A 26901-nucleotide genomic window follows, 5' to 3' on the forward strand; every position below is an offset into this window, starting at 1 on the left:
TCACCGATTACATTTTTTACTACAATAACAAACGCATTAAGACTAAACTAAAAGGACTTAGCCCTGTGCAGTACAGAACTAAATCCTTTCACTAATATTTCCTGTCTAACTTTTTGGGGTCAGTACAAGGTGCTAGTCTTTTTCTTTTGGTGTGTTACCAAAAAGATTCGTTTTCTGATATAATAGAAAAAATAAAAGGAGGAAAAACCAGTTGAAAATTAGACAATTAGCACGAGAATGTCTTAAAAATCTTTATTTTCACAAATACCGCTATTTGCTAACTAGTATCTTATTGCAAGTCCTTTTGATGACACTTGGTCGATATCTATTAGGACTAATTTTTAACTTTGCCCTAAGATTAGCTGGCGTTTCAAATCTAAAGCAAGATAATTTCTTAGATGTTATAGGACAAACAGCGCCATTTTTAGTTCTCGTGGGTTATATCCTTTTAGTAGCAGCTTTTATTTTTTTAGAATACATTTGTCTCATCTACATGGTAGTAAGTTCCTACCGCAATGTAGAAATTAGAGACATGCTTAAAGTAGCCTGGCAGAAAATGAAGTGGCTGTCTGGATTTCAAATAATCGTTTTCTTAGCTTACTTGGTACTTATGATACCTATAGGAAATCTTGGATTAAGCTCTCCATTACTAGATCGGTTTCGGATTCCTGATTTTATATCTGGTGAGCTCTTAAAAACTTGGTTTGGTACTATTTTTTATTATGGTTTTCTTGCTTTAATTTTGTATGTAAATATTCGCCTAATATATTTTTTACCACTCTCTGTCGTTAATGAAGACACACCTTGGCAAAATATGATCCAGAGTTGGCGTTTAACGAGGCACAATAAATTAAAATTATTGATTGTTGTTCTCCTATTTACAGGATTTGTTACTGGGATAGGTATTCTATTCACCTACCTTTTATCAATTATTTTTGGAATTTTAGATAATTGGTGGAATAACATAGCCTTTCAAACGCTTTTCTATAGCTTGGTTAAGGGAATTATTTATATCGTAATTTTCCTTAATAAATTAGTAACTATCGAAGTTTTGGTTAATCATTTACTTGGAGCTGATGATTTGGACCGATCCGTAGATTATGTTACTTTGTCAGATAGTGAAGCAAGGCCTTTTCGTTACCCAAAGTGGAGCAAGTTCCTACTACTAGCAACAATTTTAATTTCAATTTTTTACAATGGCATCCAACTTTATCTTGCTAATCTCAATAAAGATGTCGCTATGATTGCTCATCGTGGTGATGTTACAGCAGGAGTCGAAAACTCGATTGAAGCTTTAGAAGCTGCTCATTCTAAAGGAGCGGATTTGGTTGAGATGGATGTTTTGATGACGGCTGACCAACAGTTTGTAGTGCTTCACGACAATAATCTTTTGCGTTTAGCGGGCAGGAACTGGAATGTTTCCGAGAAATCATTACAAGAGATTGAGGGCCTCGGTATATACCAGGATGATTTTGTTAGTGAAATTGTTACTCTTGAAACATATGTCAAAAAAGCTAAGGAACTAAATCAACCCCTTCTAATTGAATTGAAGCCACATGGAAGTGAACCTGATAACTATGTAGAGCTTGTCTTAGAAGAATTAGATCGCTTAGATATCGGAAAAGATGATAAGGTTATGTCTCTAGATTTAAAGCTTATGGAAAATATTGAGAAGAAAGCACCCCAATTATCCACAGGATATGTCATTCCTTTGCAATTTGGTAGTTTTGGCAATTACGGTGTTGATTTTTATGTTATTGAAGAATTCTCCTATAATGAGATTATTATGCTAAGCGCAGAACAACAAGGTAAGGATTTGTATGTTTGGACGATTAACGATTCATCTACTATGTCTAATTATTTGCAAAGTCCAGTAAATGGTATTATCACTGATGAACTAAATCTTTTTAAATCAGAACAGTCTGATCTTTTGGAAGATGATGGGTATTTCGCCAGGGCTCTTAGATTATTGGCTTCACAAAAATAATTGATCTTCCGTCCAGACAAATCAAAAACTACAAATAAGCCCCATTTCCATTCGGAAGTGGGGCTTTCTGAACGATTAAGTTAGACGTTGAGGACTTTATTAAGAAAATCTTGAAGACGAGGATGTTGAGGATTATCGAAAATTTGGTCTGGGGTATTGTCCTCAAGGAATTCACCGCCATCTGTAAAGATCACTCGGTTAGCAACCTTGCGGGCAAAACCCATTTCGTGGGTGACAATCAACATGGTCATGCCTTGTTCAGCTAAGTCCTTCATAACATTGAGAACATCACCAACCATTTCAGGGTCTAGAGCCGAAGTTGGTTCGTCAAAGAGCATGATGTCTGGTTTCATAGCAAGAGCCCGGGCAATCGCTACCCGTTGTTTCTGCCCACCTGAGAGGCTATCTGGCATAGCATCGCGCTTGTCAGCCAATCCAACCTTATCGAGAAGCTCTGACGCATAGCTTTCGGCTTCTGCTTTTGACATGATTTTATGCTCAATAGGTGCAAAGGTGATATTATCCAAAACAGTCATATGTGGAAAGAGATTAAAATGTTGAAAAACCATGCCGATATTTTCCCTGACCCTATCGACTTTTGTCTCTTTATCTAGGAGGTCATAGCCATTTACGATGATGTGTCCGCTAGTAGCCTCTTCTAACAGGTTAAGGCTGCGTAAGAAGGTCGACTTACCAGACCCAGATGGACCGATTATGCAGACAACATCTCCCTCATAGAATTGGGTTGTAATCCCTTTAAGAACTTCATTGTCCCCGAAATATTTATGCAAATCTTGGACATCAATCTTTAATGTTGCCATTACTTATTCCTCGTTTCTAAGCGTTTTGCCAATCGTGTCAATAGCGTAATAATAATCAAGTACAATACTGCTAGTATAGCATACATACGGAAGGATTGGTAGTTACGTGCAATGATGATTTTTCCTGTTTGGAAAAGTTCCACCAAGCCAATAGCTGAGATGATCGTTGTATCTTTAAGTGTAATGACAAATTGGTTGATAAAGTTCGGTAGCATGATTTTTCCTGCCTGAGGTAAAATGATACGCTGCATCGTCTTACCATAAGAGATACCTAGGCTTCGACTGGCTTCCATCTGACCAGGTGGAACAGCCTCAATACCGCCTCGCACAATTTCTGCAATATAGGCACCTGAGTTGAGAGAAAGGGCGATAACCCCTGCGACGAAGTCATTGATAGGACTTTGTTGGCCAGTGACAGATTCAATCAAGTTGGGAATACCCCAGAAGATAAAGGCTGCAACAATCATAAGGGGAATCCCTCGAATCACGTCAACAAAGAGACTTGAAATCACGCGGAGTGCTTTGATAGGGCTAACAGCCATCATCCCAAAGATAATCCCAATGATGACTGCAATAGCAAAGGATAGCAAAGCTAAACCGAGCGTTACGCCTAGTCCCTTAAGGAGTTGGTTCCAGTTATTGCCAAGGAGTCCAGAAATCGTTGATTCGTCGACAGAACTCGCCTTTTCGAAACTCTTGTTTTCGGATAGGTAGTTAGCTAAAATCGCATCGTACTCACCGGACTCAACCAGGGCTGCTAAACCATTATTAAACATTTCGATTAATTCTGGGTTGCTCCCTTTTTTAACAGCAAATCCGTATTGACCAATAGGGATCCCTTTAATCGGAGTCGCTAAGTTTTGTCCTTGTGTTATAGCATATTTGACAACTGGCTCATCATCCATAACAGCCACGACAGCACCAGTATTTAAAGAATCGTACATACCTGAGGCTTCAGAGAATGTTTTAACAGTGTAGCCATACTTATCTTTGTTTTCATCGAGAAAGTCCTGTGAAGAAGTCCCGTTTTTGACACCAACAGTCTTTCCTTTGAGGTCTTCGTAGCTTGTGATATCACTATCTTTTTGAACAGCTAAAATAGCATTAGCAGTAAAGTAGGCGTCTGAAAAATCAAAGGTTTCTTTACGAGCATCTGTAATAGACATACCAGCGATCATCCCATCTGCCTGACCAGATTGAATGGCGTTTAGGGCGGCATCAAAACCTGGGTTTTGAATCTCAATAGCAAAGCCTTGTTGCTCAGCGATAGCTTGGATTAGTTCCATGTCGATACCAACATAAGTGTTAGATTCATCTTGGAATTCAAAGGGGGCAAAGGACGAATCGCTGACAATTGTATAAACTGGTTTGATAGCAGTTGCCTTGGCGAGAGCATCACCTGTCAAACTAAGGCTACTAGAGAAGGTTGATGCCTCTGTTTCATCGTCACCAACCCATTCAGCGATGATGGCGTCATAGGTCCCATCAGCCTTCATTTCCTTGAGGGCTTTGTTAAAGTCGTCAACAAGGTATTCGTATGGGCCGTCTTTTTTGACAGCAAACCCAAAGGAACCAATATTTTCAGGCTCCATATTGATGGCGAGGTCTTGCCCTTGCTTGATAGCATACTGAATGACGGGAGTATCATCCATGGCAGCGTCTACTGCACCAGCTGCTAAACTGTTATACATCTCAGTTCCCGTATCAAAGGGCTTAATGGTATAACCGTATTTTTCCTTGTTTTCTTCCAGGAACGTTTGAGAAACAGTCCCGTTTTTGACGCCGACAGTTTTCCCTTTAAGGTCCTCGTAGCTTGGTACGGTTTTATTTCCGGTACTAGCAATGACAATAGACGTGTCAAAATAAGAATCAGAGAAGGTAAAGACCTTCTGGCGGGCTTCTGTAATGGTCATTCCGGCCATGATGGCATCAGCTTGTCCTGATTGCACTGCGTTGACTGCCGCATCAAACCCTGGATAGGTATTATTGGTCGTCCAACCTGAACGTTTAGCGACTTCCTCGATAATGGCGACATCTATGCCTTTGTAGGTTCCATCAGTGTCTTGGAATTCAAAAGGGGCATAGGTAGAGTCAAACACAATATCAATCGTTTCAGCCTGAACAGTGTGTCCTGTCAACATGGTATAAAGGGGAAGTAAGGTTAGCAAGAGCGCTAAAAACTTTTTCTTCATTAGGAGTCTCCTTTGTAGTAGCAGTTGGTCAAATACTTTTATGGTTAAAGGGTATCTAAACCAACTCCCAAAAATATTTTTCCATTATACCAAATTCTGAAAATTTTTGCAAATTGAATATGTTAGAAAATCTAACATATTAATAAAAACTTCTTACAAAAAATTATGGGTTAACCATAGACCTTTTACGATCAAAAGACTATAATGAAGAAAAAAGCAATTGAAAGGAGTTTTCTATGATAATCACAACATCTCAAACCATTGATGGACGTCAGGTCACAGACTATAAGGGCATTGTTTTTGGTGAGGTCATTACAGGAATCAACGTCTTAAAGGATATAGGCGCAGGTCTTCGCAATATTTTTGGAGGTCGCTCCGGCAGTTACGAAGGCGAGTTGACGGAAGCTAGGGAAACAGCCCTTAAAGAAATGGAAGATAGAGCCATAGCGCTAGGTGCTGATGCTGTTATTGCGGTTAAGATGGACTATGAAGTGCTTGGGGCTGACAATGGCATGCTCATGGTGACCTGTAGTGGCACGGCGGTTAAGTTGACATAGAAAAGTGGAGGCTGGTTTTCCAGCCTTTTCTCTCTGATTTTGTGGTAAAATAAGGCTATGATTGAAAGAAGAACAGATAAAGCATTTCGGCTTGTTTCCAAGTACGAGCCGTCCGGTGACCAGCCTCAAGCGATTGAGCAACTAGTCGATAATATCGAGGGTGGCGAGAAGGCCCAGATCCTCATGGGGGCAACAGGGACAGGAAAGACCTATACCATGAGTCAGGTTATCCAAAGGGTCAATAAACCTACTCTTGTTATTGCCCACAACAAGACACTTGCAGGACAACTTTACGGGGAGTTCAAGGAATTTTTCCCAGACAATGCGGTCGAGTATTTTGTGTCCTACTATGACTACTACCAGCCTGAGGCTTATGTCCCGTCCTCTGATACCTATATTGAGAAAGATAGCTCGGTCAATGATGAAATTGATAAATTGCGCCATTCGGCAACCTCTGCCCTCTTGGAACGCAACGATGTCATCGTAGTGGCCTCGGTTTCTTGTATCTATGGTTTGGGGTCGCCCAAGGAATACTCCGACAGCGTGGTCAGCCTGCGTCCTGGGCAAGAAATCTCCCGAGACGGACTTTTGAATGCCCTTGTGGACATCCAGTTTGAGCGCAATGACATCGATTTCCAGCGGGGACGCTTTCGTGTTCGTGGGGATGTGGTTGAAGTCTTTCCAGCCAGTCGTGATGAGCATGCCTTTCGGGTAGAATTTTTCGGAGATGAGATCGACCGGATTCGGGAAATCGAGGCGTTGACAGGTCGCGTCCTAGGAGAAGTCAACCATCTCTCTATCTTCCCAGCTACTCACTTTATGACCAATGCCGATCACATGGAAGTGGCCATTGCTAAGATCCAGGCAGAACTTGAGGACCAGCTCAAGGTCTTTGAAGCTGAAGGCAAGCTTCTAGAAGCGCAACGCCTGAAGCAACGGACAGAGTATGACATTGAGATGCTCCGTGAGATGGGCTACACCAATGGCGTCGAGAACTACTCCCGCCATATGGATGGACGGAGTGAGGGCGAGCCGCCTTACACGCTCTTAGACTTCTTCCCAGAGGACTTTTTGATCATGATTGACGAGAGTCACATGACCATGGGCCAGATCCGTGGGATGTATAATGGTGACCGCTCCCGCAAGCAGATGCTGGTGGATTATGGTTTTCGTTTACCAAGTGCACTGGACAACCGTCCCCTTCGTCGCGAAGAGTTTGAGAGCCATGTGCACCAGATTGTCTATGTGTCGGCGACGCCGGGTGATTATGAAAATGAACAGACAGACACTATTGTCGAACAAATCATTCGACCGACTGGCCTTTTGGACCCTGAAGTGGAGGTGCGTCCTACCCATGGTCAGATTGACGATCTGCTTGGCGAGATTACCAGTCGTGCGGAAAAAGGTGAGCGGACCTTTATCACCACCATGACCAAGAAGATGGCTGAGGATTTGACTGACTATTTCAAGGAGATGGGGGTCAAGGTCAAGTACATGCACTCAGATATTAAGACTTTGGAGCGAACCGAGATTATCCGTGATCTGCGCCTGGGTGTCTTTGATGTCCTGATTGGGATTAACCTTTTGCGGGAGGGGATTGATGTGCCTGAAGTCAGTCTGGTCGCTATTCTCGATGCGGACAAGGAAGGCTTCCTGCGCAATGAGCGTGGCCTTATCCAGACCATCGGTCGTGCCGCCCGTAACAGTGACGGCCATGTCATCATGTATGCCGATAACATGACCCAGTCCATGCAACGGGCTATTGATGAGACAGCCCGCCGTCGCGCCATTCAGATGGCTTATAATGAAAAGCACGGCATCACACCGCAGACCATTAAGAAAGAAATTCGGGACTTGATTGCGGTGACCAAGACGGTGGATAAAGACAGTATCGAGGCCCAGAACCCAGAAACCATGACTAAGAAGGAACGTCAGGCTCTCATCAAGGAGTTAGAAGGGCAGATGCAAGAAGCTGCAGGCTTGCTCGACTTTGAACTGGCTGCTCAAATCCGTGATATGGTTTTAGAATTAAGGGCTATGGGGTGATGGTTAAGCAAAATAATATGAGGAGAACTTCATGCCAACTCAACGCAACATGACCAGTCTCTACCTGATTCACGGTGATGAGATTCTTCTTCTCTATCGTGAGGGCTCTCGGGTAGCTAACCACCTCTGGGTTGCCTCAGCAGGAGGCCATCTGGAACAAGGGGAGCTAAATAACGCTAAACAGGGTGTTCTCAGAGAGTTGAAAGAAGAGTTGGGTTTGTCGGAATCTGACCTAAGGGACTTACAGCTGCGCTATGTGACACTTCGGCAAACTAAGGGCGAGATTCGAGTTATTTATTTCTTCTTTGCGGAATTGGTTGAGAAGATGTCACTAAAGTCTAATGAAGGCCAGCTCAAGTGGTTTTCCTTATCAGACTTGCATAATCTAGACATGCCCTTGACCGCTAAGCTCGTCTTGGAACATTATATAAAAACAGGCCACTTTGACCAGAACCTTTATGGTGGGCTTACTGTCGGAGAAGTGTTTGTGGTAGAAGCGTTAGTGTAGATTCATTTAATGGAAAATCAGGAGGAACCCTATCAGTGAATCATTCACCTCAACAGTATCTAACCTTTTTCAAAGAAATAGAGTCTTTAAAAACTGTTCAGCGTCAAAATCAAACCATGGATGGCCGTTATGAAAATGCTGCCGAGCATTCCTGGCAACTAGCCATTATGGCTCCTCTGTTACAATCCTTTTTTCAGGATGACGTTAACCTAGAGACTGTGATGTTGATGCTTCTCATCCATGACATTGGAGAAATTGGTGCAGGAGACACCTCTGTTTTCGATGAAGAAGGAAAAGCCACTTCTTATCAGAGGGAGTTATTTTCTGTCCAACAAACACTAGGGTATTTGCCGGATGCTTCAAGATCAAATTTGTTGACCCTGTGGAAAGAATTTGAAACAGGAACCAGTTCAGAAGCAAGGTATGCGAGAGTCATTGACGCCCTTGCACCGCTGATGAATCACTATTTTATAGCGCAGGACAATGATAATCCAGACGGCTTGACGAAACAACAGGTTTTAGCCAAAAAAGCTTTTATTGAACAGGAGAGTCCAGACATTTGGCAACTTGTTTTAGAGTTAGTAGCTAAGAGTGTTGACAAAGGGCTGTACAGCGATGATGACTCTGAAAGCTAAGGCTCTGTTTACAGAGCCTACTATATCTACTATATGTGAAATAAACCGAACAGACAGGTTGAGGAGAGCTGGTTAGATTCGGTTTGACTATGTTCATAATTTTTCAAAAAAATGTCAAATTATTCATAATCCCTTGACAAATGGCTAAAAAAGTTTTATTATTTTACTAACTAAAATAAAATGAGAAATGGAGACAGTTAGATGTCAGTGACTTGTCAGATATCATCAGCGAATTGTTACTTTTACAGCTACTTTAGATAGTGTTTGTAGACATGTAACCCATGGATGCAAACACGAGAAACGTTCAGTTTGTATCTATGTGGCTGTCCTTATTTGGCAGGTGCTCACATGGATGAAAATCTAAATGGGCAACCACATCATCTGTTCTCCTAACACAGTTGTCAAGGACCATTTAGATTGACTCTAGATGGTCCTTATTTTTATACAGTGATTGCCTAACAGTCTTTTCTTCATTAAAAAAAGGAGATAGAAAATGAAATTCCGTCGCATAGCCTTTATGGCTCTCAGTTTTATAGCTGTAACCAGTCTTGCAGCATGCAGCTCATCTGATCAAAATTCAGATCAAGTATCCATTGGAATCATCCAGTACGCAGAGCATGATGCTCTTTCAGCTGCGAAAGATGGCTTCCTTGAAGCCTTAAAAGAAGGCGGTTATGAAGAAGAGACGAATCTAAAGGTAGATTTCCAGAATGCTCAAGGGGACCAGGCTAACCTGCAAACGATGGTTGAGCAATTGGCTGGGAAAAACGATGTAAACTTTGCCATTGCAACCCCTGCAGCCCAAGCCTTGTTAAATGTTGATGGAGAAACACCGTCTGTCTTCACAGCGGTTACGGATCCGGTATCAGCTGGATTGGTAGAAAGTATGGAAAATCCTGGTGGTAATATGACAGGTTCGATCGATGCCACCGATGTTGCTGGACAAATTGAGATGCTCTTAAAAGTGGTTCCAGAGGCCAAAACAGTTGGAATTTTTTACAATTCCAGTGAGGTAAACTCTGAGGTTCAAGCAAAAGAAGCTCAAGAAGCCCTTGAACAAGCGGGTGTTAAGGTGATTGTTAAAACCGTTACAACGACAAACGATGTTCAGCAGGTCATGACATCATTATCAGGCCAAGTGGATGCGATTTACTTACCAACGGATAATACCGTCGCTTCGACAGCTGCGACGATTGGTGAAATTTTGATGGACAAAAAAGTCCCTGCTATTGGAAGTGATGAAGCCTATCTTGAAGGAGTTCTCTTTACTTACGGAGTTGATTTCCATGCTATTGGAGTTCAAGCTGGTCAGCTAGCATTGGACATCTTGGAAGGAAAAAATCCAGCAGATATTCCAGTTGAAAAGCCTGAGACAGCAAGCATTGCTGTTAACGAAGAAATGGCAGCAGTATTAGGCATTGAGCCAGATAGCATCGAAGCATTAAATAAATAGGAGAAAAATCATGTATCGTTCTTTTAAAAAATCACTTGTAGCAACTGTAGCGGGCTTGTCTCTGTTGACGTTATCAGCTTGTTCAACAGCGGATAAGGCATCAAATGATACGGTCAATGTCGGTATCTTACAGTATATGGAACATGACTCATTATCCGCAGCGCGTGAAGGATTTGTTGCAGAATTAGAAGCAAATGGATATAAAGATGGGGAAAAGATTACCATCGATTATCAAAATTCACAAGGTGACCAGGCTAATCTCCAAACGATTTCAGAACAATTGGTCGGTAAGAATCAATTGGTCTTAGCCATTGCAACTCCAGCAGCCCAAAGCTTAGCCACAGCTTCTATGGATGTTCCTATTTTATTTACGGCGGTAACAGATCCTGTTTCAGCTGACTTAGTGGACAGCTTTGAGAATCCTGGAGGTAATTTAACAGGTACCAGTGACCAGGCGCCGATTGATAAACAAGTAGAACTCTTAGGGCAAGCTGTTCCAGATGCCAAAACGGTTGGTATCTTGTATACGACCAGTGAACGAAATTCAGAAGTTCAGGTTGAAGAAGCTAGCAAACTCTTGGAAAAGGCTGGCTATACAGTAGTTTTAAAAGGGATTTCAACAACCAATGATGTTCAAGATGCTGCAACTAGTCTCATGAAAGATGTTGATGCCGTTTTTGTACCTACGGATAATACCGTTGCATCAACGATGACCATGATTGGAGAATTATCGATTGAATATAAGGTCCCTGTTATTGGCGGATCAACGGATATGGTCGACGCAGGTGGTTTGCTGACTTATGGAACAAACTATGAAGCCTTGGGTCGTCAAACAGCAAAAATGGCTATTAAGATTATTGAAGGTGAAGAGGTTTCAACCCTATCCGTCCAAGCGCCAGAAACAGTTGATTTGCATGTAAACGCAGAAATGGCTGACAAATTAGGTATTGATGTGTCTCATTTATCTGTCTCAAATTAAAAAACAAATGAACAGTTCTGTTCAAAGGAGAAAATCGTGGATTTAGTGTTATCGAGTTTATCTCAGGGGTTATTATGGTCAATTATGGCAATCGGTGTCTACTTGACTTATCGTATTTTAGATATTGCAGACCTGACAGCAGAAGGGTCCTACCCTTTAGGAGCCGCCATCTGTGCTACCTCTATTGTGAATGGTTTGAACCCTTTGTTAGCAACGCTTTTGGGATTCGTGGGTGGTATGGGAGCAGGCTTGGTATCTGGGCTCCTCCACACTAAGTTGAAGATACCTGCCCTTCTAACAGGGATCGTCACCTTGACTGGTCTGTATTCTATTAATTTGAAAGTATTGGGTAAAGCAAATGTTGCCCTTTTGCGGCAGACCACTCTGGTCACACAACTACAGGCTTTGGGGCTATCTAAAACAAATGCTGTTTTGGTTATCGGAGCGGTGTTTGTGGTAGTGGTCATTGCTCTGTTAACCCTCTTAATGAAGACGCAGGTTGGGCTTGCGTTACGTTCAACAGGAGATAATATTCCCATGAGTGAGGCGAACGGCATTAATGTCGACCGCATGAAAATCTATGGTTACATGCTTTCAAACGGTCTGATTGCTCTATGTGGTGCTCTTTTGACACAAAACAATGGGTATGCAGATTTAAATTCAGGAACAGGAACTATCGTTATCGGTCTTGCCTCTGTGATCATTGCGGAAGTGATTTTGAAAAACTTGAGCATTGGGATGCGATTGGCTTCAGTTGTGCTAGGGTCTATTTTGTATCGTTTAATTATCTTGGCTATTTTAGAAATCCCTGGTATGGACGCTGACCTAGTGAAATTGTTCTCAGCTATCTTGTTGGCTGTTGTCCTCTTTGTGCCAGAGTTGCAAAAAAAGCTAAACATTCGTCCGTTATCAGGAATGCAACAGAAAGGGTAGGTAAGGAAAGATGAGTACAATTTTATCCATACAATCCATTCATAAAACCTTTGAAGCAGGAACCATTAACGAAAATCATGTGTTAAGAGGATTATCCTTAGATGTTGATGAAGGGGATTTTATTTCGATTATCGGTGGCAATGGTGCTGGAAAGTCGACCCTGATGAACTCTCTAGCAGGTACCCTACCTGTTGATGAAGGAGATATACTATTAGAAGGCAAATCCATTAAGCAAATTCCAGCGGCCAAGAGGGCTAAAGAGATTAGCCGTGTTTTCCAAGATCCAAAGATGGGAACTGCATCTCGGCTTAGCATCGAAGAAAATATGGCCATTGCTTATCGTCGTGGACAGTCAAGGGGCTTAAGCTGGGGTGTTAAAGATAGCGAACGCCACATTTTCGCGGAATCTCTCAAAGAGTTAGGCTTGGGATTAGAAAACCGTCTAAAGGTGGACACGCAATTCCTATCAGGTGGGCAACGCCAAGCTTTAACGCTTCTTATGGCTTCCTTAGTCAAGCCTAAAGTGTTACTATTAGATGAGCACACTGCGGCACTAGATCCAAAAACCAGTGACATGGTTATGGGATTAACCCAAAAAATTGTTGAAAGCAATCAGTTAACCACCTTGATGATCACTCACAATATGGAGAATGCCATTGCCTACGGAAATCGCTTGGTCATGCTTCACCAAGGTCAAATTGTTGTCGATGTGCAAGGCGAAGAAAAGAAAAACTTAACAGTCCAAGAATTGATGGAACTTTTCCACAAAAACAGTGGCCAAGCCTTGGCTAATGACGAATTGATTTTAAGCTAGGCTCTGAATAGACAGAGATAAAAACGATTGGATTTTTCCAATCGTTTTTTTACTTTCTCTTCCATTTTTAAAGACACTAACAGGTGAAATCTAGGTGAAGTACGGGAATAGAGTACTGATTTGAGTGGATTTTTGGATTTTACAGGAATTTTACAAATGACGGGTTTGGATTTTACATTGCTTTGGTATCATGTGTTTGTAACAAATAATCTATAGTGTTTTAGGAGTTTTCAAACATGAAAAAATCATTTCTTTTAACTTTGACGGCAGTAGCAGGTCTTAGCTTAGCAGCATGTGGCGGCGGAGGCGGTGGTTCCGCAGCAGAACAATCTGTAAAGACAAACGGATCAACTTCCATGGAAAAAGTAATCGGTACCCTAGGTGAGTCCTTCATGCAAAGCAATTCAGATATTACTTTCACTTATGATCCAACTGGATCAAGTGCTGGTATCAAGGCTGCAGGTGATGGAACAGCAGATATTGGTCTTGCTAGTCGCGCCTTAAAAGAAGAAGAAGAAAGCACGCTGGAAGCAACTGTTCTAGCTTATGATGCTATCGCGGTAGTCACCAACCCTGACAATCCAGTGCAAGATTTATCGAAAGATGATTTAGCAGCTATTTATAAGGGTGAAATTACTAACTGGAAAGATCTCGGTGGTTCTGATTTAGAAATCGTTATTATCGGTCGTGAAGCAGGTTCAGGAACACGTGATGGATTTGAATCTATTCTTGAAATTGAAGACCAAGCAAAATACCGTCAAGAATTGACTTCAACAGGAGATGTTATTTCAACGGTATCATCTAACGAAAATGCTATCGGCTATGCGTCACTTGCTTCAGTCTCTGATGAAGTAACTGTACTAGATATTGATGGTGTGACTCCGTCTGAGAACACTGTTTTAGATGGTTCTTACGTGATGCAACGTCCATTCCTAATGGTGACTAAAAAAGGTGCTGAATTGTCAGAAGCTGCCAAAGCGTTCTTTGACTATGCAACTTCAGAAGAAGCTAAAGAACTTATCTTGAAGGCTGGCGTTTTCCCAGCTAACTAATCGTAAGTAGGAAGATTCATGAAAAAAAAGTTTGATTGGGAGATGCTGGTTCACGGCATCTTTCTTGCCTTAGGGCTAGTTAGTGTAGCCTCAGTGCTACTGATTACGGTTTATTTAATTGTTGCAGGTTTGCCAGCTATTTTCGAAATCGGAGTTTTTGATTTCCTTCTTGGTAAAGAATGGGCATCAACTGCTGGAACAGCTAAATATGGGATACTGCCCTTTATTTTATCAAGTGTTTATGGCACACTAGGTGCTTTGATAATTGGAGTGCCAATCGGCGTCTTGACAGCTGTTTATCTGTCTAAGGTGGCATCTCCAAAGGTAAAATTAGTAGTTAATGAGGCTATCAACCTTTTAGCTGCCATTCCTTCAGTCGTTTATGGTCTTGTCGGCATGTTGGTTTTGGTGCCTGGAATTAAAAAACTGTTCCATTTGTCAGATGGTGCTAGCCTTTTAGCAGCAATTATCGTCTTGGCCATTATGGTTTTGCCATCTATCATTAAGACAGCAGTTGTTGCTTTGGATGCAGTGCCGAAAGATTACGAAGATGCCTCGTTAGCCCTTGGTGCGACTGAGATGGAAACCTATTTCCGAGTTTCCTTACCAGCTGCAAAAAGTGGTGTGGCAGCAGCAGTTGTATTAGGTGTTGGACGGGCTATTGGTGAAGCGATGGCCGTTATGATGGTATCAGGGAATGCGGCTAATATGCCTTCTCTTTTTGAGAGTGTTCGCTTTTTGACGACAGCGGTAGCCAGTGAGATGTCTTACTCTTCTGGGTTGCAACGTCAGGCCCTCTTCTCCATTGCCTTGGTGCTCTTTACCTTTATCATGTGCATCAATCTCTTACTCAATTATCTTTTAAAGAAAAAGGAGCGTTAACATGGAAGACACGCGCTTATGGCAAAAACGGCGTCTCTACAGTTTGACGCTCAAGACTGCCATGCTCTTATCAGCAGCTATTACAGTAGGACTGGTTCTCTTTATTATTGTCTATGTGGTTTGGAATGGTGCTCAGCATTTGTCTTGGGAACTGTTGACGACTAGTCCCAGTTATTTAACAGGTAATATTGGGATTTTACCAGATATTTTAAATACTCTCTACATGGTGATTACGACTCTGGCAGTTGTATTACCAATTGGTATTGGGGCGGCTATCTATTTGACAGAGTATGCCAATCATCCACGGCTTATTAGCTGGATCGAGTTTACCACGGAAACCTTATCAGGGATTCCATCTATTATCTTTGGTCTAGTGGGTATGTTGGCCTTTGCTCAGATGTTTGGCTTTGGGACATCCATTTTAGCGGGTGCTTTGACCTTAGTGATGATGAACTTGCCCATTATTATCCGGACGACTCAAGAGAGTCTCAAAACTGTTCCGAACAGTTATAGGGAAGGTGCTTTTGCCCTTGGTGCTGGTAAGTCCCGTGTGGTCTTTACGGTTGTCCTCCCTAAGTGTGTGGCAGGTATTGTTTCAGGAACCATTTTAACGATTGGCAGGATTTTAGGGGAAACGGCTGCGCTCCTTTACACAGCTGGTCTTGCTCACGTAGCAACAGGCTACTTCTCAGCCATTTTCAAATCAGGAGCTACGCTGACAGTCTCGCTCTATGTCTATGCCAAAGAACAAGGGGAGTTTCAAGTGGCCTTTGCCATTGCAACTATTCTCCTCATCCTGACCTTTATCATCAACCAAGTGGCCTACCAAGTCACCCGTCTTTCACGGACGAAAGAGTAGAACAAAGGGGGTTAGAGGTCCTTTGTATCTTGGAATTGAACACGGGCTACGAGCTGTATCAAAAAGATAAGGCCTCCTTGAGTCTTAGGGACTCATCGTCTGCCTTCCTGTTTTGCCTTTGCTCGTTTAACGCCCTTTGTATCTTGGAATTGAACACGGGCTACGAGCTGTGTCAAAAAGATAAGGCTTCCTTGAGTCTTAGGGACTCATCGTCTGCCTTCCTGTTTTGCTTTTGCTCGCTAAACGCCCTTTGTATCTTAAAGAACTGAATTCGAGCTAAGGACTTGGATGATTTTCCTCCCTTCCTAGAGTCCTGAGACTCGTCGTCAGGGTTGAGAAATGCCCGTCGTCCTTTATACGCTCTCATATCTTTCAATTGAACACGGGCTAAAATACTCGGTAGAATGTTCCAGCTTCCTAGAAACCTGAGTTTCTGCGTCAGCTGATTCATTCTCCAACGTATTTCTTAACGCCCTTTGTATCTTGGAATTGAACACGGGCTACGAGCTGTGTCAAAAAGATAAGGCTTCCTTGAGTCATAGGGACTCATCGTCTGCCTTCCTGTTTTGCCTTTGCTCGTTTAACGCCCTTTGTATCTTATAATAAGGAGTTTTTGATGTCACAATCGATTTTATCTGTTGATCAGCTGGAGTTGTGGTACTCTGAGCACAAGGCCCTCAAGGGGATCAACATGACCTTTCCTGAGAATTCAATCACGGCCTTGATTGGCCCTTCTGGTTGTGGAAAGTCTACTTTTCTAAAAACTATTAACCGCATGAATGACCTGATAAAAGGGGTTCATTACGAAGGGACGATTACTTATGGTGGAGAGAATATTTTCCGCCAGGATATCAATGTCACTCATTTGCGCAAGGATATCGGAATGGTTTTCCAACGTCCGAACCCTTTTGACAAGTCGATTTACGACAACATTGCCTACGGGCCACGGACCCATGGTATTAGAAGCAAGGCTGAGCTAGATCCGATCGTTGAGGATTCCTTGAAAAAAGCAGCCCTCTGGGATGAGGTTAAGGACCGTTTGCATAAGTCAGCCCTTGGATTATCAGGTGGTCAGCAACAGCGTCTTTGTATCGCGCGTGCCTTGGCAGTCAATCCTAAGATTATTCTGATGGATGAGCCGACATCTGCCTTGGACCCTATTTCAACTGCAAAAATTGAAGAATTGATGGTAGAACTCAAAAAAGATTACACCATTATCATTGTGACCCACAACATGCAACAAGCCTTGCGGATTTCAGATTATACTGCCTTTTTCCTATTGGGGGAATTGATTGAGCATGGCAAAACCCAGGAACTCTTCTCAAACCCTGTTGAGGAGAAAACAGAAGCCTATATCACAGGAAGGTTTGGTTAATCATGAGAGAACGTTTTGATCATCAATTAGAAAAAATGCATATGGAACTTGTGGAGATGATGGCTATTAGTGAAAAAATGATGGCTCTGACACTTCGAGAGTTGAAAAATCCTGCCAATCATACTATGATAGAGATAAGCCCACTATACGAAACGGTGGAAGAGTTGAAGAAAAAAGTTGAGGCGCGTTGTTTAAAATTGCTCTTGCAACAACAGCCTGTGGCGCGTGATCTGCGTCGCATTTCTTCGACCTTAGAGATGATCAATGATATTGATCGTGTTGGGGAGCAAATCTTAAATATCAATGGTATGCTGGAAAAGGTGAATCAGACAGATGGCTTAGCCTACAATGCCTTATTAGAGCTTGCCAAAGTCACGCAAAAAGCTTTATCACTTAGCGTACAAGCCTATATTCAGGAAGATCCTGCTCTTGCTGAAGAAATGGTTGCTTACGATGATGTGGTTGACAAAGCTTTCAAGACCATGAAAAAATCCCTGATCAAAATCATGAAATTAGAAGAGGACGAGACCAAAGAAGAAGAAATCTTGGACTTACTCCTGATTGCAAAATATTTTGAAAAAATTGCGGACCATTCAGCAAACGCTGCGCGGTGGTTAATTTTCCTCGTTACTGGGGAGAGAAAAGGAACGTAAACGATGATTTGGTGTTTAGAAGATGACGACAGTATCCGTGAGATAGTCCTTTATACCCTGGAATCAACAGGGTTTGAAGGGCGTGGTTTTCCTGATGCTCACGCTTTCTTTGAAGCCTTACACAACAAGGAGGTGGCTAAGCCTGACCTCCTTCTTTTGGATATCATGCTACCTGATCAGGATGGGGTCTCGGTTCTTAAGGAATTGAGAGCTCAGCCTGATTTTGGTGATTTTCCTGTCATCATGACCACAGCCAAAGGCAGTGAATACGATAAAATCAAGTGCCTTGATTTAGGGGCTGATGATTACATGGTTAAGCCCTTTGGGATGATGGAAATGATTTCACGGATTAAAGCTGTTTTGAGACGCTACCGCGGGAAATCAGAAGAAACAGACCATTTACTCTTTAAGAACCTTGACCTTAATTTGACCCAGCACAAGGTTAAGCTAGATGGGCAAAAAATTAATTTAACTTTTAAAGAATTTGAACTTCTTAAACGCTTTTTGCAACACCCTAATCGCGTTTTTACCCGAGAAGAGCTCTTGCAAAAGGTTTGGGGAATGGACTACTTGGGAGAAACACGAACGGTCGATGCTCACATCAAAACCCTGCGACAAAAATTGGGTGCTTACAGTCAATATATCCGAACGATTCGCCATGTCGGCTATAGTTGGGAAGAAGGTGACCAATGACCAAGACGATTTTCAGAGCGATTTGGCTGATTTCGACTTTGACTTTGTGCCTTAGTTTATTTGGGGTTGGTTTGGTGTCCTTTCAATATTGGTCTAACCAACAGGAGCGGGTTCTCGATAGCCAACTAGGTACTTTGGTCCAAGTAGCGGAGCGACAGGGAGAATCAAGTTTAAAGGAGTTAGATAGCCAAGATTTTCGGATTACCTTAGTTAACGCTGAAGGTCAAGTGCTCTATGATTCGAAAAAAGATGCCAAAACCATGATGAACCATGGTCAGCGCGAGGAGATTGTAGAAGCTTTGGAGACCGGGTACGGGGAGAGTACGCGCTATTCGACAACTATGACCGAGCAGACGGTTTATCGGGCAAGACTTTTACCATCAGGAACAGTCTTAAGGGTAGCTGTGCAATTTATCTCTTTCTTAGGGACTCTCAAAGACTTCTGGGATTTCTTAGTGCTTATTTTCTTGTTGTCTTTACTGGCTGCTTATGCCATGGCCAAGTGGGTATCCAAACGAATCATGGTGCCTGTCAATCAGATTGACCTCAATGAGCCCTTATCTAGCCAAGTTTATGACGAATTCCTTCCTCTTTTGAGGCGGATGGATTTCCTTAATGAAACTAATGCCCAGCAAGTTCAGCAAATTCAACAAAGTGAGCGAGAATTACAGTTCATTACAGATCAGATGGCTGAAGGCCTCGTTATCCTCAATCGCCAAGATGAGGTGATGCTGCTCAACCAATCAGCAGCAGCTATTTTTAAGACTGAAACAGCCAAAGGTAGACCGTTCTATCAACTCAGCCATGCCTATGATCTCCAGCAAACCCTGTTAAAAGCTAAGGAAGTCGGCCATGCTAGCTACCACATGGAGCAAGATGGTGTGATTTATCGCCTACTAGCCAGTCGGGTAGATGAAGCGCAGACCTATATGGGCTTGGTACTGTTGATCGTGGACGTGACCGAGCAACGCCGTCTCGATAAGATGAAGCGGGAGTTTACAGCCAATGTCTCCCATGAGTTGAAAACACCCCTCCAGACCATTATGGGGGCCAGTGAGCTTCTGGCCAATCAGATGGTCCCTGTCGACAAGCAGGAGCGCTTTATTAGCCATATTCAGGCGGAGGCGAAACGCTTGATCAAGTTGATCGATGATGTGATCAAGCTCTCTCAGTTGGACGAGCAAGCGAATCCTGATGAGGAAGTTTTGGACCTCAAGGTCATTTTAACCACAGTTCTAGATAGCCTTAGGGAGGCCTCTGCCCTTAAAAAGATCACTCTTGTTGAGGATTTGGTGTCCAGTCCGGTTAAAGGGAATGCTAAAATCCTGACAGATATTTTTTACAACCTCTTGGACAATGCCATTAAGTATAGTCCAACTGATTCCAGGATTAGCTTAGAGATGGCAAGACTTGACCAGGATGTTATTGTTAGTGTTACCGACCAAGGTGAAGGGATTTCTCCAGAGCAGCAAAACCGTATTTTTGAACGCTTTTACCGCGTGGACAAGAGCCATTCTCGAAAGACAGGCGGTACAGGCCTAGGTCTTTCAATCGTCAAAAATGGTGTGGACTACCATAAGGGACGCGTAACGGTGCAAAGTGAGCTCGGGCAGGGCAGTCGTTTTGAGGTTGTCTTACCACTGGATATAGAGGGTTAAACGTAAGGAGACAAGTGTTGAATTTTCCTTAGAACTGTTCATAAAACCAAAGGAGAGGAAGAAACCTATGTCGTCCTCTCCTTTTTGTTTACCAAGCGACGTTTTGGTAGAGCACCTGAGAATTTTATGAAAAAATCGATATATTATGGTAAACTATAAGAGACAGGGAACGTGACTAGACTGTAGAGAAATGGAGTAGTAGTCATGAAACAGATTGCAGTAATTGGAGCAGGAGTTGCTGGCCTTGCCTCAGCCATCCGCCTCCAACACTTGGGCCACCAGGTCCACATTTACGAAAAAAACCATAAGCCTGGTGGCAAGATGCACCAGATTAAAGAACAGGGCTTTACCTTTGACGTTGGGCCAACCATTGTCATGATGAAAGACATGTACGAAGAGGTCTTTACATTTTGTGGGCGAGATCTAAAGGATTACATGGACTACGGTCCAGTTGATCCTATGCTGACTCTGCATTTTTCCAAAGACGAAGCTATGCCACTCTCGACCGATTTGACCAAGCTGATTCATCAATTAGAAGGCATCTCTGATGAAGATGCGCAAGGCTACTTGGCTTTCTTGGCAGATATTTACAAGCGGTATTTGATCGCCAAAGACCACTTTTTGACCAGATCGTTTCGGAGTGCCTGGGATTTTTACAATCCTCGGACCATCTATCAAGCGCTTCGCCTGCGGACCTTTAACGATGCTTATAGCTCGATAGCTAAGTTCGTCAAAGACGACCGTCTGCGGAAGTCGCTGGCTTTTCAGACCCTTTATATTGGGATTTCTCCCTATCAAGGTCCCTCGCTTTACTCGATTATCCCTATGATCGAGCTCTTTTATGGTGTTCAGTATTTTAAGGGTGGGATGCATGCTTATGCCAAGGCTATGGAAAAGCTCTTCCTCGAACTAGGAGGGCAGATTCATTACGGTGCCTCGGTTGATGAGATTATAGTGGAAGGGAAAAAGACCACTGGGATTCGTCTGGGGGAGACTGTTGTTCCAGCAGATGCAATCATCTGTAACGCGGATTTCCCACACGCTATGGTCAATCTCTTGCCGGACGAAAAGACACGTGGTAAGTACTCGGACAAAAAAATCGCTAAAATGGAATACTCTTGTTCGTGTTTTCTCCTTTATTTGGGAGTGGACAAGGAATACGACTTAGGCTCCTTGCACAATATTTTCTTTGCCCAAGATTTCCAGAAAAATGTCAACGACCTTTTTGAGGAAGGAAAGTTGCCGACAGATCCATCCTACTACATCTACTCGCCAAGTCAGGTCGATGAGACCATGGCCCCTGAAGGACATCAGGCGATATATGTTCTGGTTCCAGTGCCAGAGTTGTCTCTGTATAAGGATTGGTCAGACCAAGCTGTGGCAGCCTATCGCGACCTGATTTTATCTAAGATGAAGGCTGAAACTGTCTTTGAGGATATCGATGAGCACATTGTCTTTGAGCAAATCTATACACCTAAGGACTTTGAAGAACGGTTCAATGCCTTTAACGGCGCGACCTTTGGTCTCAAGCCAACCCTCCTTCAGAGCAACTATTTCCGTCCTCAACCAAAGTTTAAGGCAGTCGATAATCTGTATTTCTGCGGCAGTAGTACGCACCCTGGAGCAGGTGTTCCTATTGTACTTATGAGTGCTCAGTTAGCGGTAGAGGAGTTTTTGCGTGACAACAACTAAGTTTCATGAGCACGTGGCAGATTTTGAAGCCTGTCGACAGATTATCAAACGTGCCTCAAAGAGTTTTTACGCGGCTTTTTCCCAATTACCTGAAGAAGAAGCCTTAAGTGTTTATGCGGTATACGCTTTTTGCCGTCAGGCTGATGATCTGATTGATGAAAATCAAGATTTGGCTGGACTGGATGCCTTTGAGGAGCAACTCAGAGCCTTTGAAGCTGGTCAGGTTCCTGATCATTTCATCTGGCGGGCTTTAGCTGTTGTGTTTCAGCACTATCCTATGCGCTTTCAGCCTTTTTACGACATGATAGAAGGGCAACGGATGGACATGGCTTTTCGCCAACCAGACACCCAGGACGATTTGAGCCGCTATGCTTATCATGTCGCGGGGACAGTTGGGCTCATGCTCTTGCCGATTCTATCAGAACAACCAGATGCCTGCGCGAGCTACGCGAGAGACCTCGGTGAAGCCATGCAGGTGACTAATATCCTTAGGGATATTGGTGAGGACAGGCAAAAAGGCAGGATTTACCTACCAGTTAATCACATGAAGTCTTTTGGGGTCAGTGAGAAGGATTTGGACCAAGAAATACCAACAAAGAATCTTATTGAGCTCTGGGAAAATCAAGCGAGGCTCGCAGAGGGTCTTTATGCGCGTGGGCTTGGGATTATCCCCCTAGTTAAAGCAGAAACCCGTTTAGCCCTCCTATCAGCCATCTATTATTACCGAGCGATTTTAGACGCCTGTCGCCAATCAGGTTATCAGGTCCTAACCAAACGTCAATCCATTTCAGCCTTGGAAAAAGCCAAATTACTGGTAGCCGTCAAATCCGATCTTAAAAAATACAAGTAAAAAGGAGCGATTGTTCGCTCCTTTTTATGGTATCAGACTGTCCAGCAACTTGGTCAAATCCGCTTCTTCCTGTGCACCGTCAAAGCGGTTCAGTAGGGATTGGTTCTGATCGATAATCAAGATAGTTGGTAAGGACGTGATGCCTAAGGTGTTGGCAGCCTTGAGTTTTGTGTCGCTATACCAGGGTACAGTATAGTGATGGTTGTCCATGTAGCTTTTGGCATCATCCAAGGTTTCGCCTCTGGAGCCAGTCGCATTGGCTAGAACAAAGTTAACCCGATCTCCGTAGGTATTATAGAGCTTTTGAATGACTGGCAGTTGCTCTTGGCAATGGGGACACCAGCTGGCCCATTCCATATAAAGCATAGGTTTGCCCGCAAAGGATTGGTTAGATATAACCTTACCCTCAGGAGTCGTCAAAGTAAAATTAGGAAGGCTTTGGTCTAGTAGATTTGGATCGGTTGTTTGGGTAGTCTTGCTAGCATCCGTAGTGCTAGAAGTAGTATTTACTGATGGATTGGTTGCTTGTAGTGATGGCTTAGCGTCTCGCTGTTTTAAGAAAAAGACAATTCCTAAGGTTAATGGAAAAATGATTAGGAAAGATAAGCCTAGTTTTTTTAAGGTGGACATGATAGACTCCAAATTTTTTCTTCATTTTAAATAATGCTCATAGCTAGCAACCCGATAACGAGCATATGTATTGGATAGAAGAGGTAGTTAAAGACTTGACCAGCTTTTGAATGGTAGCCTTGTTGACCACTATATAGCCAAATGATAGGAAGAGCTAGCAGTGCAAAAATTTGAGGATGAACGAGTTCAAAACCATAATAATCCCAGTAGAGAGGGAGATTCTCATAACCAATAAGCGTCAGTGTATTCAGATTAGGAAGGATAACATTGGCCAGTAGCATAATGCTAAATTGCCCGCTGCGATTTTGCACGGTATTTCCTCTGAAGAAATAAAACCCTAAAATCATGAGAATACCTAGGCTGTGGTAGTCTGTTTCTAACCAGTCCGCTAAAAAGGTGCTAACCAGAATCACGACAAGAGTCGCTAGGTACCAGGCAGCTCGAGGAATTTTTCCTTTACTGTTGTCAATAGCCCAAATCGATGCTAAACCGATGACAAATGTCCAGATAACGTTTTGGAAAGGAACATAGTCCCAAGACTGATTTAACATCAGGTTAAATGGAATATCTGTTAAAATGGCTAACCCCAGTAGACGGAGCAAATAATGGGAAAATTTCTTAGTATGGACATACCCTTCAACCAATAAGAAGGCAAAGATCGGAAAGGCAATTCTACCAATATAGCGAAGCCATAAAATGTCTGGGAAAAAGGTGCCAGCCGTATGGTCAATAACCATAGCCAACATAGCAATGCTTCTCAAGGTGATGGAGGAAAGTCCTCGACTGGTTTTTGTCATTAGTTGTTTTACCTTTCATCAGAAGATGTGATAGTTGGTCTAAAGCCAATAGCAGATTAGCACGGGATTTTAGATGCTTATTACACTGCCTTGGTTTAGACATGGAGGTAACAAGATGATAGTTATAAAGAGTTGATTTTCTAAGAGTAGAGAAAGAAGCTAGGGAATGCCAGCTTCTTTGTTATTGAATCATGATAATAAGCCAAAATGTTCTCGATGGATTAAAGGACTTTTTCAGCTAAAGTTTGAGCAAAGTCTTCAAGATTAATAATATCATCATCCTCAGCAGCAAGATCAACCTTCACAGCAGAAGCCCCTCTGGTTGCGCCAGCTGTTTCAAAGGCTGTTTCAAATTCGTCAACCGATTTGCAAAAATCATCGTAAAAGGTATCACCAGACCCACAGACGCCATAGATTTTTCCTGACAGGTCAAGCTGGAGGAGGTCTTCATAAAAATCAACGATCTCGTCAGGCAATTCGCCATCTCCATAAGTATAAGTCGCAACAATGACCAAATCAGCATCTAAAAAATCATCCGCATCGACGGTAGTGCATTCATTGGTTTCGACATCTACTCCGAGGTCTTCTAATTTATTAGCAACGATGTCTGCAATTTCCTCAGTATTTCCTGTCATACTGGCGTAGACAATTTTCGCTAAAGACATGTGATCCTCCCAAAAATAAGATATCTCACATTATACCATATTTTTCTATTTTTCAAAGGAAAATCTTTGTGATACAATGAGGTATAAGGAGTTTACAAGCTATGAATAAAGAAATCTTAAACAAAGTTAAGCGTTATGACACCATCATCATTCACCGTCATCTCAAGCCAGACCCAGATGCCCTAGGTAGCCAGGTCGGATTGCAAAAATTATTGCAGCGCAATTTTCCTGAAAAAACAATCCTTGTGACAGGGGAAGATGAGCCAAGCCTATCTTGGTTGGCTAAAATGAATGTGGTACCGGACAATCTTTACCAAGGAGCTTTGGTTATTGTTACAGATACTGCTAATATGGCAAGAATTGATGACCAACGCTATACTCAAGGAGATTATCTGATTAAAATCGACCATCATCCAAATGAGGATCCTTATGGTGATATTGCCCTAGTTGATACGAATGCTAGTTCAGCGTCAGAGTTGGTGGCTCATTTTGCCTTTGAAAATGACTTGGATTTAGATGCTTACACGGCAAAGTTGCTGTACGCGGGAATTGTCGGGGATACAGGGCGTTTTCTTTATCCAGCGACAACGGCTACAACATTTGACGTGGCCAGCAAACTTCGCCGTTATAATTTTGACGCAGCAGCTTTGTCACGGCAGATGGACTCTTTTTCCTATAAAATTGCTAAGTTGCAAGGCTATGTCTATGACAACCTTGAGATGGACGAAAATGGGGCTACTCGTGTCGTGCTGACTCAGGATATCCTCAAGAAATATGACCTAACGGATGCTGAAACCTCAGCCATTGTATCTGCTCCTGGTCAGATTGAAGATGTCAAGGTCTGGGCTATCTTTGTCGAGCAAGAATCAGGGATCTACCGTGTTCGCATGCGCAGTAAGTTCATGCCGATTAACCAGATTGCCAAGGAGCATGCAGGAGGTGGACACCCCTTAGCCTCTGGGGCTAACTCCTATAGCTTAGAAGAAAATGACCTGATTTATCAAGAATTACAAGCTTTGGTTGCCCCAAGATGACCCAATATCAGGCTCAGAAATTACAAGTAAGACTCATGGGGACGGTCATCGATGTTATGATTTTCCATCAACGGCCTCAACCGATTCTAGCAGAGGTTGAGCGGCTACTTTATCTTTATGAAAGGCGTTTTTCGGCAAATCGACCGGATTCAGAATTGATGGTCGTCAATGATTGCGCTGGCCAGAGAGCGGTTACGGTTCATCCAGACCTTTATGAGTTGATAAAACTGGGTAAAGACCATTCTTGCGCTCCTGGCTCGAACCTTAACATCGCCATTGGTCCCCTTATTCAGCTTTGGCGAATTGGATTTCAAGATGCCAAGAAACCAAGTCATGAGGAGATTAGTCAGGTTCTAAAACTTATTGACCCAAACCAGATTCAATTAGATGATGGAAAGCAATCTGTTTATCTCCTGAAAAAGGACATGAAGATAGATTTGGGAGCTCTAGCAAAGGGGTATATTGCTGACAAGCTCTTAGCGTATTTGAAAGAAGTCGGAGTGTCAGCTGCCCTCATTAACCTTGGTGGCAATGTGTTAACCATGGGAAAAGCTCCCCATCAAGAGGATGGCTATTGGCGCATTGGGATTCAAAATCCTGAGAAAGCTCGTGGAACTAACAGTCTTATTATACCCATCAGAGATCAATCGGTTGTCACCTCAGGAATTTATGAGCGAACATTGACCATTGATGGTGAAACCTATCACCATATTTTCTCATCTGAAACAGGGTATCCCGTTCAATCCGACTTGTCAAGTCTAACCATCATATCCAAACGGTCTGTTGATTGTGAAATTTGGACGACACGATTGTTTGGGAAGTCTCTGCCTGCTATCATGGGAGAAGTCGCGCTTCAGCCCAACATTGAAGCCATTGCAATCATGCAAGACGGAAGCATTTATAAAAGTTTTTAAAAAGTGACTTGACTCGTCCTCACACGACACAGCAACTGATTGATTAGTGTATCCAAGGGGTATTGATGTTTGGCTAATGAATCAAAAAGTGATTTAGCTATTAATTCTAAACGCAAACGGTGAGAATGGTAGAAAAACTAAAAAAAGAGGCTTTGGGCTTGCCAAGAAGAGAATATTTTGGTAAACTAATGAAGTTACAAACTATGGCTCAGAAGAGCTATG

At 42.8% G+C, this 26901-nt stretch carries 26 protein-coding genes; 21 read left to right on the top strand and 5 right to left on the bottom strand.

The genetic code is table 11. From position 1 onward, the window contains the following. The coding region (locus ACVRYP_RS09520) for an IS3 family transposase (RefSeq protein WP_447467603.1) at positions 1 to 95 on the top strand (95 nt) is incomplete at its 5' end. A 116-nt stretch (positions 96 to 211) separates the two neighbouring features. Then, positions 212 to 1987: a glycerophosphodiester phosphodiesterase gene (locus ACVRYP_RS09525; RefSeq protein ID WP_447468483.1), complete on the top strand. Its 1776-nt coding sequence runs from the start codon at positions 212 to 214 to the stop codon at positions 1985 to 1987. Positions 1988 to 2067: 80 nt separating this feature from the next. Here ACVRYP_RS09525 and ACVRYP_RS09530 read toward each other — a convergent pair whose 3' ends face one another. Both ACVRYP_RS09530 and ACVRYP_RS09535 read right to left on the bottom strand, forming a co-directional pair. Next, positions 2068 to 2808 (bottom strand): amino acid ABC transporter ATP-binding protein, encoded by a 741-nt coding sequence (locus tag ACVRYP_RS09530; protein ID WP_447468484.1) that lies wholly within the window; start codon positions 2806 to 2808, stop codon positions 2068 to 2070. Next, positions 2808 to 5000 (bottom strand): ABC transporter substrate-binding protein/permease, encoded by a 2193-nt coding sequence (locus tag ACVRYP_RS09535; RefSeq protein ID WP_447468485.1) that lies wholly within the window; start codon positions 4998 to 5000, stop codon positions 2808 to 2810. Before ACVRYP_RS09535 ends, ACVRYP_RS09530 begins: the two co-directional genes overlap by 1 nt. Before the next feature lie 236 nt (positions 5001 to 5236). Here ACVRYP_RS09535 and ACVRYP_RS09540 point away from each other — a divergent pair, with 236 nt between their 5' ends. The 17 genes from ACVRYP_RS09540 (at position 5237) to ACVRYP_RS09620 (ending at position 22639) form a co-directional block, all read left to right on the top strand. Then, the gene (locus tag ACVRYP_RS09540; RefSeq protein ID WP_447468486.1) at positions 5237 to 5557 is read left to right on the top strand and encodes a putative heavy metal-binding protein; all 321 of its coding nucleotides are present in this window, start codon (positions 5237 to 5239) and stop codon (positions 5555 to 5557) included. Between the two features lie 57 nt (positions 5558 to 5614). Next, positions 5615 to 7603, top strand: a complete 1989-nt coding sequence (gene uvrB / locus ACVRYP_RS09545; protein ID WP_447468487.1) for an excinuclease ABC subunit UvrB — start codon at positions 5615 to 5617, stop codon at positions 7601 to 7603. Between the two features lie 31 nt (positions 7604 to 7634). Beyond that, the gene (locus tag ACVRYP_RS09550) at positions 7635 to 8111 is read left to right on the top strand and encodes an NUDIX domain-containing protein (protein ID WP_447468488.1); all 477 of its coding nucleotides are present in this window, start codon (positions 7635 to 7637) and stop codon (positions 8109 to 8111) included. A gap of 35 nt (positions 8112 to 8146) precedes the next feature. Beyond that, entirely contained in the window at positions 8147 to 8746 is a 600-nt protein-coding gene (locus ACVRYP_RS09555) for an HD domain-containing protein (protein ID WP_447468489.1), read from the top strand. 493 nt (positions 8747 to 9239) lie between these two features. Then, on the top strand, positions 9240 to 10199 hold the full coding sequence (locus ACVRYP_RS09560) for an ABC transporter substrate-binding protein (protein ID WP_447468490.1): 960 nt from the start codon (positions 9240 to 9242) through the stop codon (positions 10197 to 10199). 10 nt (positions 10200 to 10209) lie between these two features. Beyond that, a complete protein-coding gene (locus ACVRYP_RS09565; protein WP_447468491.1) occupies positions 10210 to 11178 on the top strand; it encodes an ABC transporter substrate binding protein in 969 nt (322 codons plus the stop codon). A 36-nt stretch (positions 11179 to 11214) separates the two neighbouring features. Then, a complete protein-coding gene (locus tag ACVRYP_RS09570) occupies positions 11215 to 12111 on the top strand; it encodes an ABC transporter permease (protein ID WP_307121165.1) in 897 nt (298 codons plus the stop codon). Between the two features lie 10 nt (positions 12112 to 12121). Further along, positions 12122 to 12925, top strand: a complete 804-nt coding sequence (locus ACVRYP_RS09575; protein WP_447468492.1) for an ABC transporter ATP-binding protein — start codon at positions 12122 to 12124, stop codon at positions 12923 to 12925. 236 nt (positions 12926 to 13161) lie between these two features. Beyond that, positions 13162 to 13977, top strand: a complete 816-nt coding sequence (locus ACVRYP_RS09580; RefSeq protein WP_447468493.1) for a phosphate ABC transporter substrate-binding protein — start codon at positions 13162 to 13164, stop codon at positions 13975 to 13977. 18 nt (positions 13978 to 13995) lie between these two features. Continuing rightward, a complete protein-coding gene (gene pstC, locus ACVRYP_RS09585) occupies positions 13996 to 14859 on the top strand; it encodes a phosphate ABC transporter permease subunit PstC (protein WP_307121168.1) in 864 nt (287 codons plus the stop codon). 1 nt (position 14860) lies between these two features. Next, positions 14861 to 15718 carry a phosphate ABC transporter permease PstA gene (pstA, locus tag ACVRYP_RS09590; RefSeq protein ID WP_447468494.1) on the top strand — a complete coding sequence of 286 codons (858 nt, stop codon included), beginning with the start codon at positions 14861 to 14863 and terminating at the stop codon, positions 15716 to 15718. A 616-nt stretch (positions 15719 to 16334) separates the two neighbouring features. Further along, positions 16335 to 17093 (top strand): phosphate ABC transporter ATP-binding protein PstB, encoded by a 759-nt coding sequence (gene pstB, locus ACVRYP_RS09595; RefSeq protein WP_307121170.1) that lies wholly within the window; start codon positions 16335 to 16337, stop codon positions 17091 to 17093. 2 nt (positions 17094 to 17095) lie between these two features. After that, positions 17096 to 17746 carry a phosphate signaling complex protein PhoU gene (phoU, locus tag ACVRYP_RS09600; protein WP_307121171.1) on the top strand — a complete coding sequence of 217 codons (651 nt, stop codon included), beginning with the start codon at positions 17096 to 17098 and terminating at the stop codon, positions 17744 to 17746. A 3-nt stretch (positions 17747 to 17749) separates the two neighbouring features. After that, positions 17750 to 18439, top strand: coding sequence for a response regulator transcription factor (locus tag ACVRYP_RS09605; RefSeq protein ID WP_447468495.1), 690 nt, complete (start codon positions 17750 to 17752; stop codon positions 18437 to 18439). Beyond that, positions 18436 to 20097, top strand: a complete 1662-nt coding sequence (locus ACVRYP_RS09610) for a sensor histidine kinase (RefSeq protein WP_447468496.1) — start codon at positions 18436 to 18438, stop codon at positions 20095 to 20097. Before ACVRYP_RS09605 ends, ACVRYP_RS09610 begins: the two co-directional genes overlap by 4 nt. A 204-nt stretch (positions 20098 to 20301) precedes the next feature. After that, positions 20302 to 21789: a phytoene desaturase family protein gene (locus ACVRYP_RS09615; RefSeq protein WP_447468497.1), complete on the top strand. Its 1488-nt coding sequence runs from the start codon at positions 20302 to 20304 to the stop codon at positions 21787 to 21789. Continuing rightward, a complete protein-coding gene (locus ACVRYP_RS09620; protein ID WP_447468498.1) occupies positions 21776 to 22639 on the top strand; it encodes a phytoene/squalene synthase family protein in 864 nt (287 codons plus the stop codon). The genes ACVRYP_RS09615 and ACVRYP_RS09620 overlap by 14 nt, the downstream gene beginning before the upstream one ends. Positions 22640 to 22663: 24 nt before the next feature. Here the strand turns inward: ACVRYP_RS09620 and ACVRYP_RS09625 are convergent, their stop codons facing one another. The 3 genes from ACVRYP_RS09625 to ACVRYP_RS09635 all read right to left on the bottom strand — a co-directional run bounded on the left by ACVRYP_RS09625 (position 22664) and on the right by ACVRYP_RS09635 (position 24731). Beyond that, positions 22664 to 23269 carry a TlpA family protein disulfide reductase gene (locus ACVRYP_RS09625; RefSeq protein ID WP_447468499.1) on the bottom strand — a complete coding sequence of 202 codons (606 nt, stop codon included), beginning with the start codon at positions 23267 to 23269 and terminating at the stop codon, positions 22664 to 22666. A gap of 26 nt (positions 23270 to 23295) precedes the next feature. Beyond that, positions 23296 to 24066, bottom strand: coding sequence for a TraX family protein (locus ACVRYP_RS09630; RefSeq protein ID WP_447468500.1), 771 nt, complete (start codon positions 24064 to 24066; stop codon positions 23296 to 23298). A 221-nt stretch (positions 24067 to 24287) separates the two neighbouring features. Beyond that, on the bottom strand, positions 24288 to 24731 hold the full coding sequence (locus ACVRYP_RS09635) for a flavodoxin (RefSeq protein ID WP_447468501.1): 444 nt from the start codon (positions 24729 to 24731) through the stop codon (positions 24288 to 24290). A 101-nt stretch (positions 24732 to 24832) separates the two neighbouring features. Between ACVRYP_RS09635 and ACVRYP_RS09640 the strand changes: the two genes are divergently transcribed. Then, positions 24833 to 25765 (top strand): DHH family phosphoesterase, encoded by a 933-nt coding sequence (locus tag ACVRYP_RS09640; protein ID WP_447468502.1) that lies wholly within the window; start codon positions 24833 to 24835, stop codon positions 25763 to 25765. Further along, positions 25762 to 26679, top strand: a complete 918-nt coding sequence (locus ACVRYP_RS09645; protein WP_447468503.1) for an FAD:protein FMN transferase — start codon at positions 25762 to 25764, stop codon at positions 26677 to 26679. The genes ACVRYP_RS09640 and ACVRYP_RS09645 overlap by 4 nt, the downstream gene beginning before the upstream one ends. Positions 26680 to 26901 lie beyond the last annotated feature (222 nt).

Source organism: Streptococcus rifensis, from assembly GCF_053203525.1.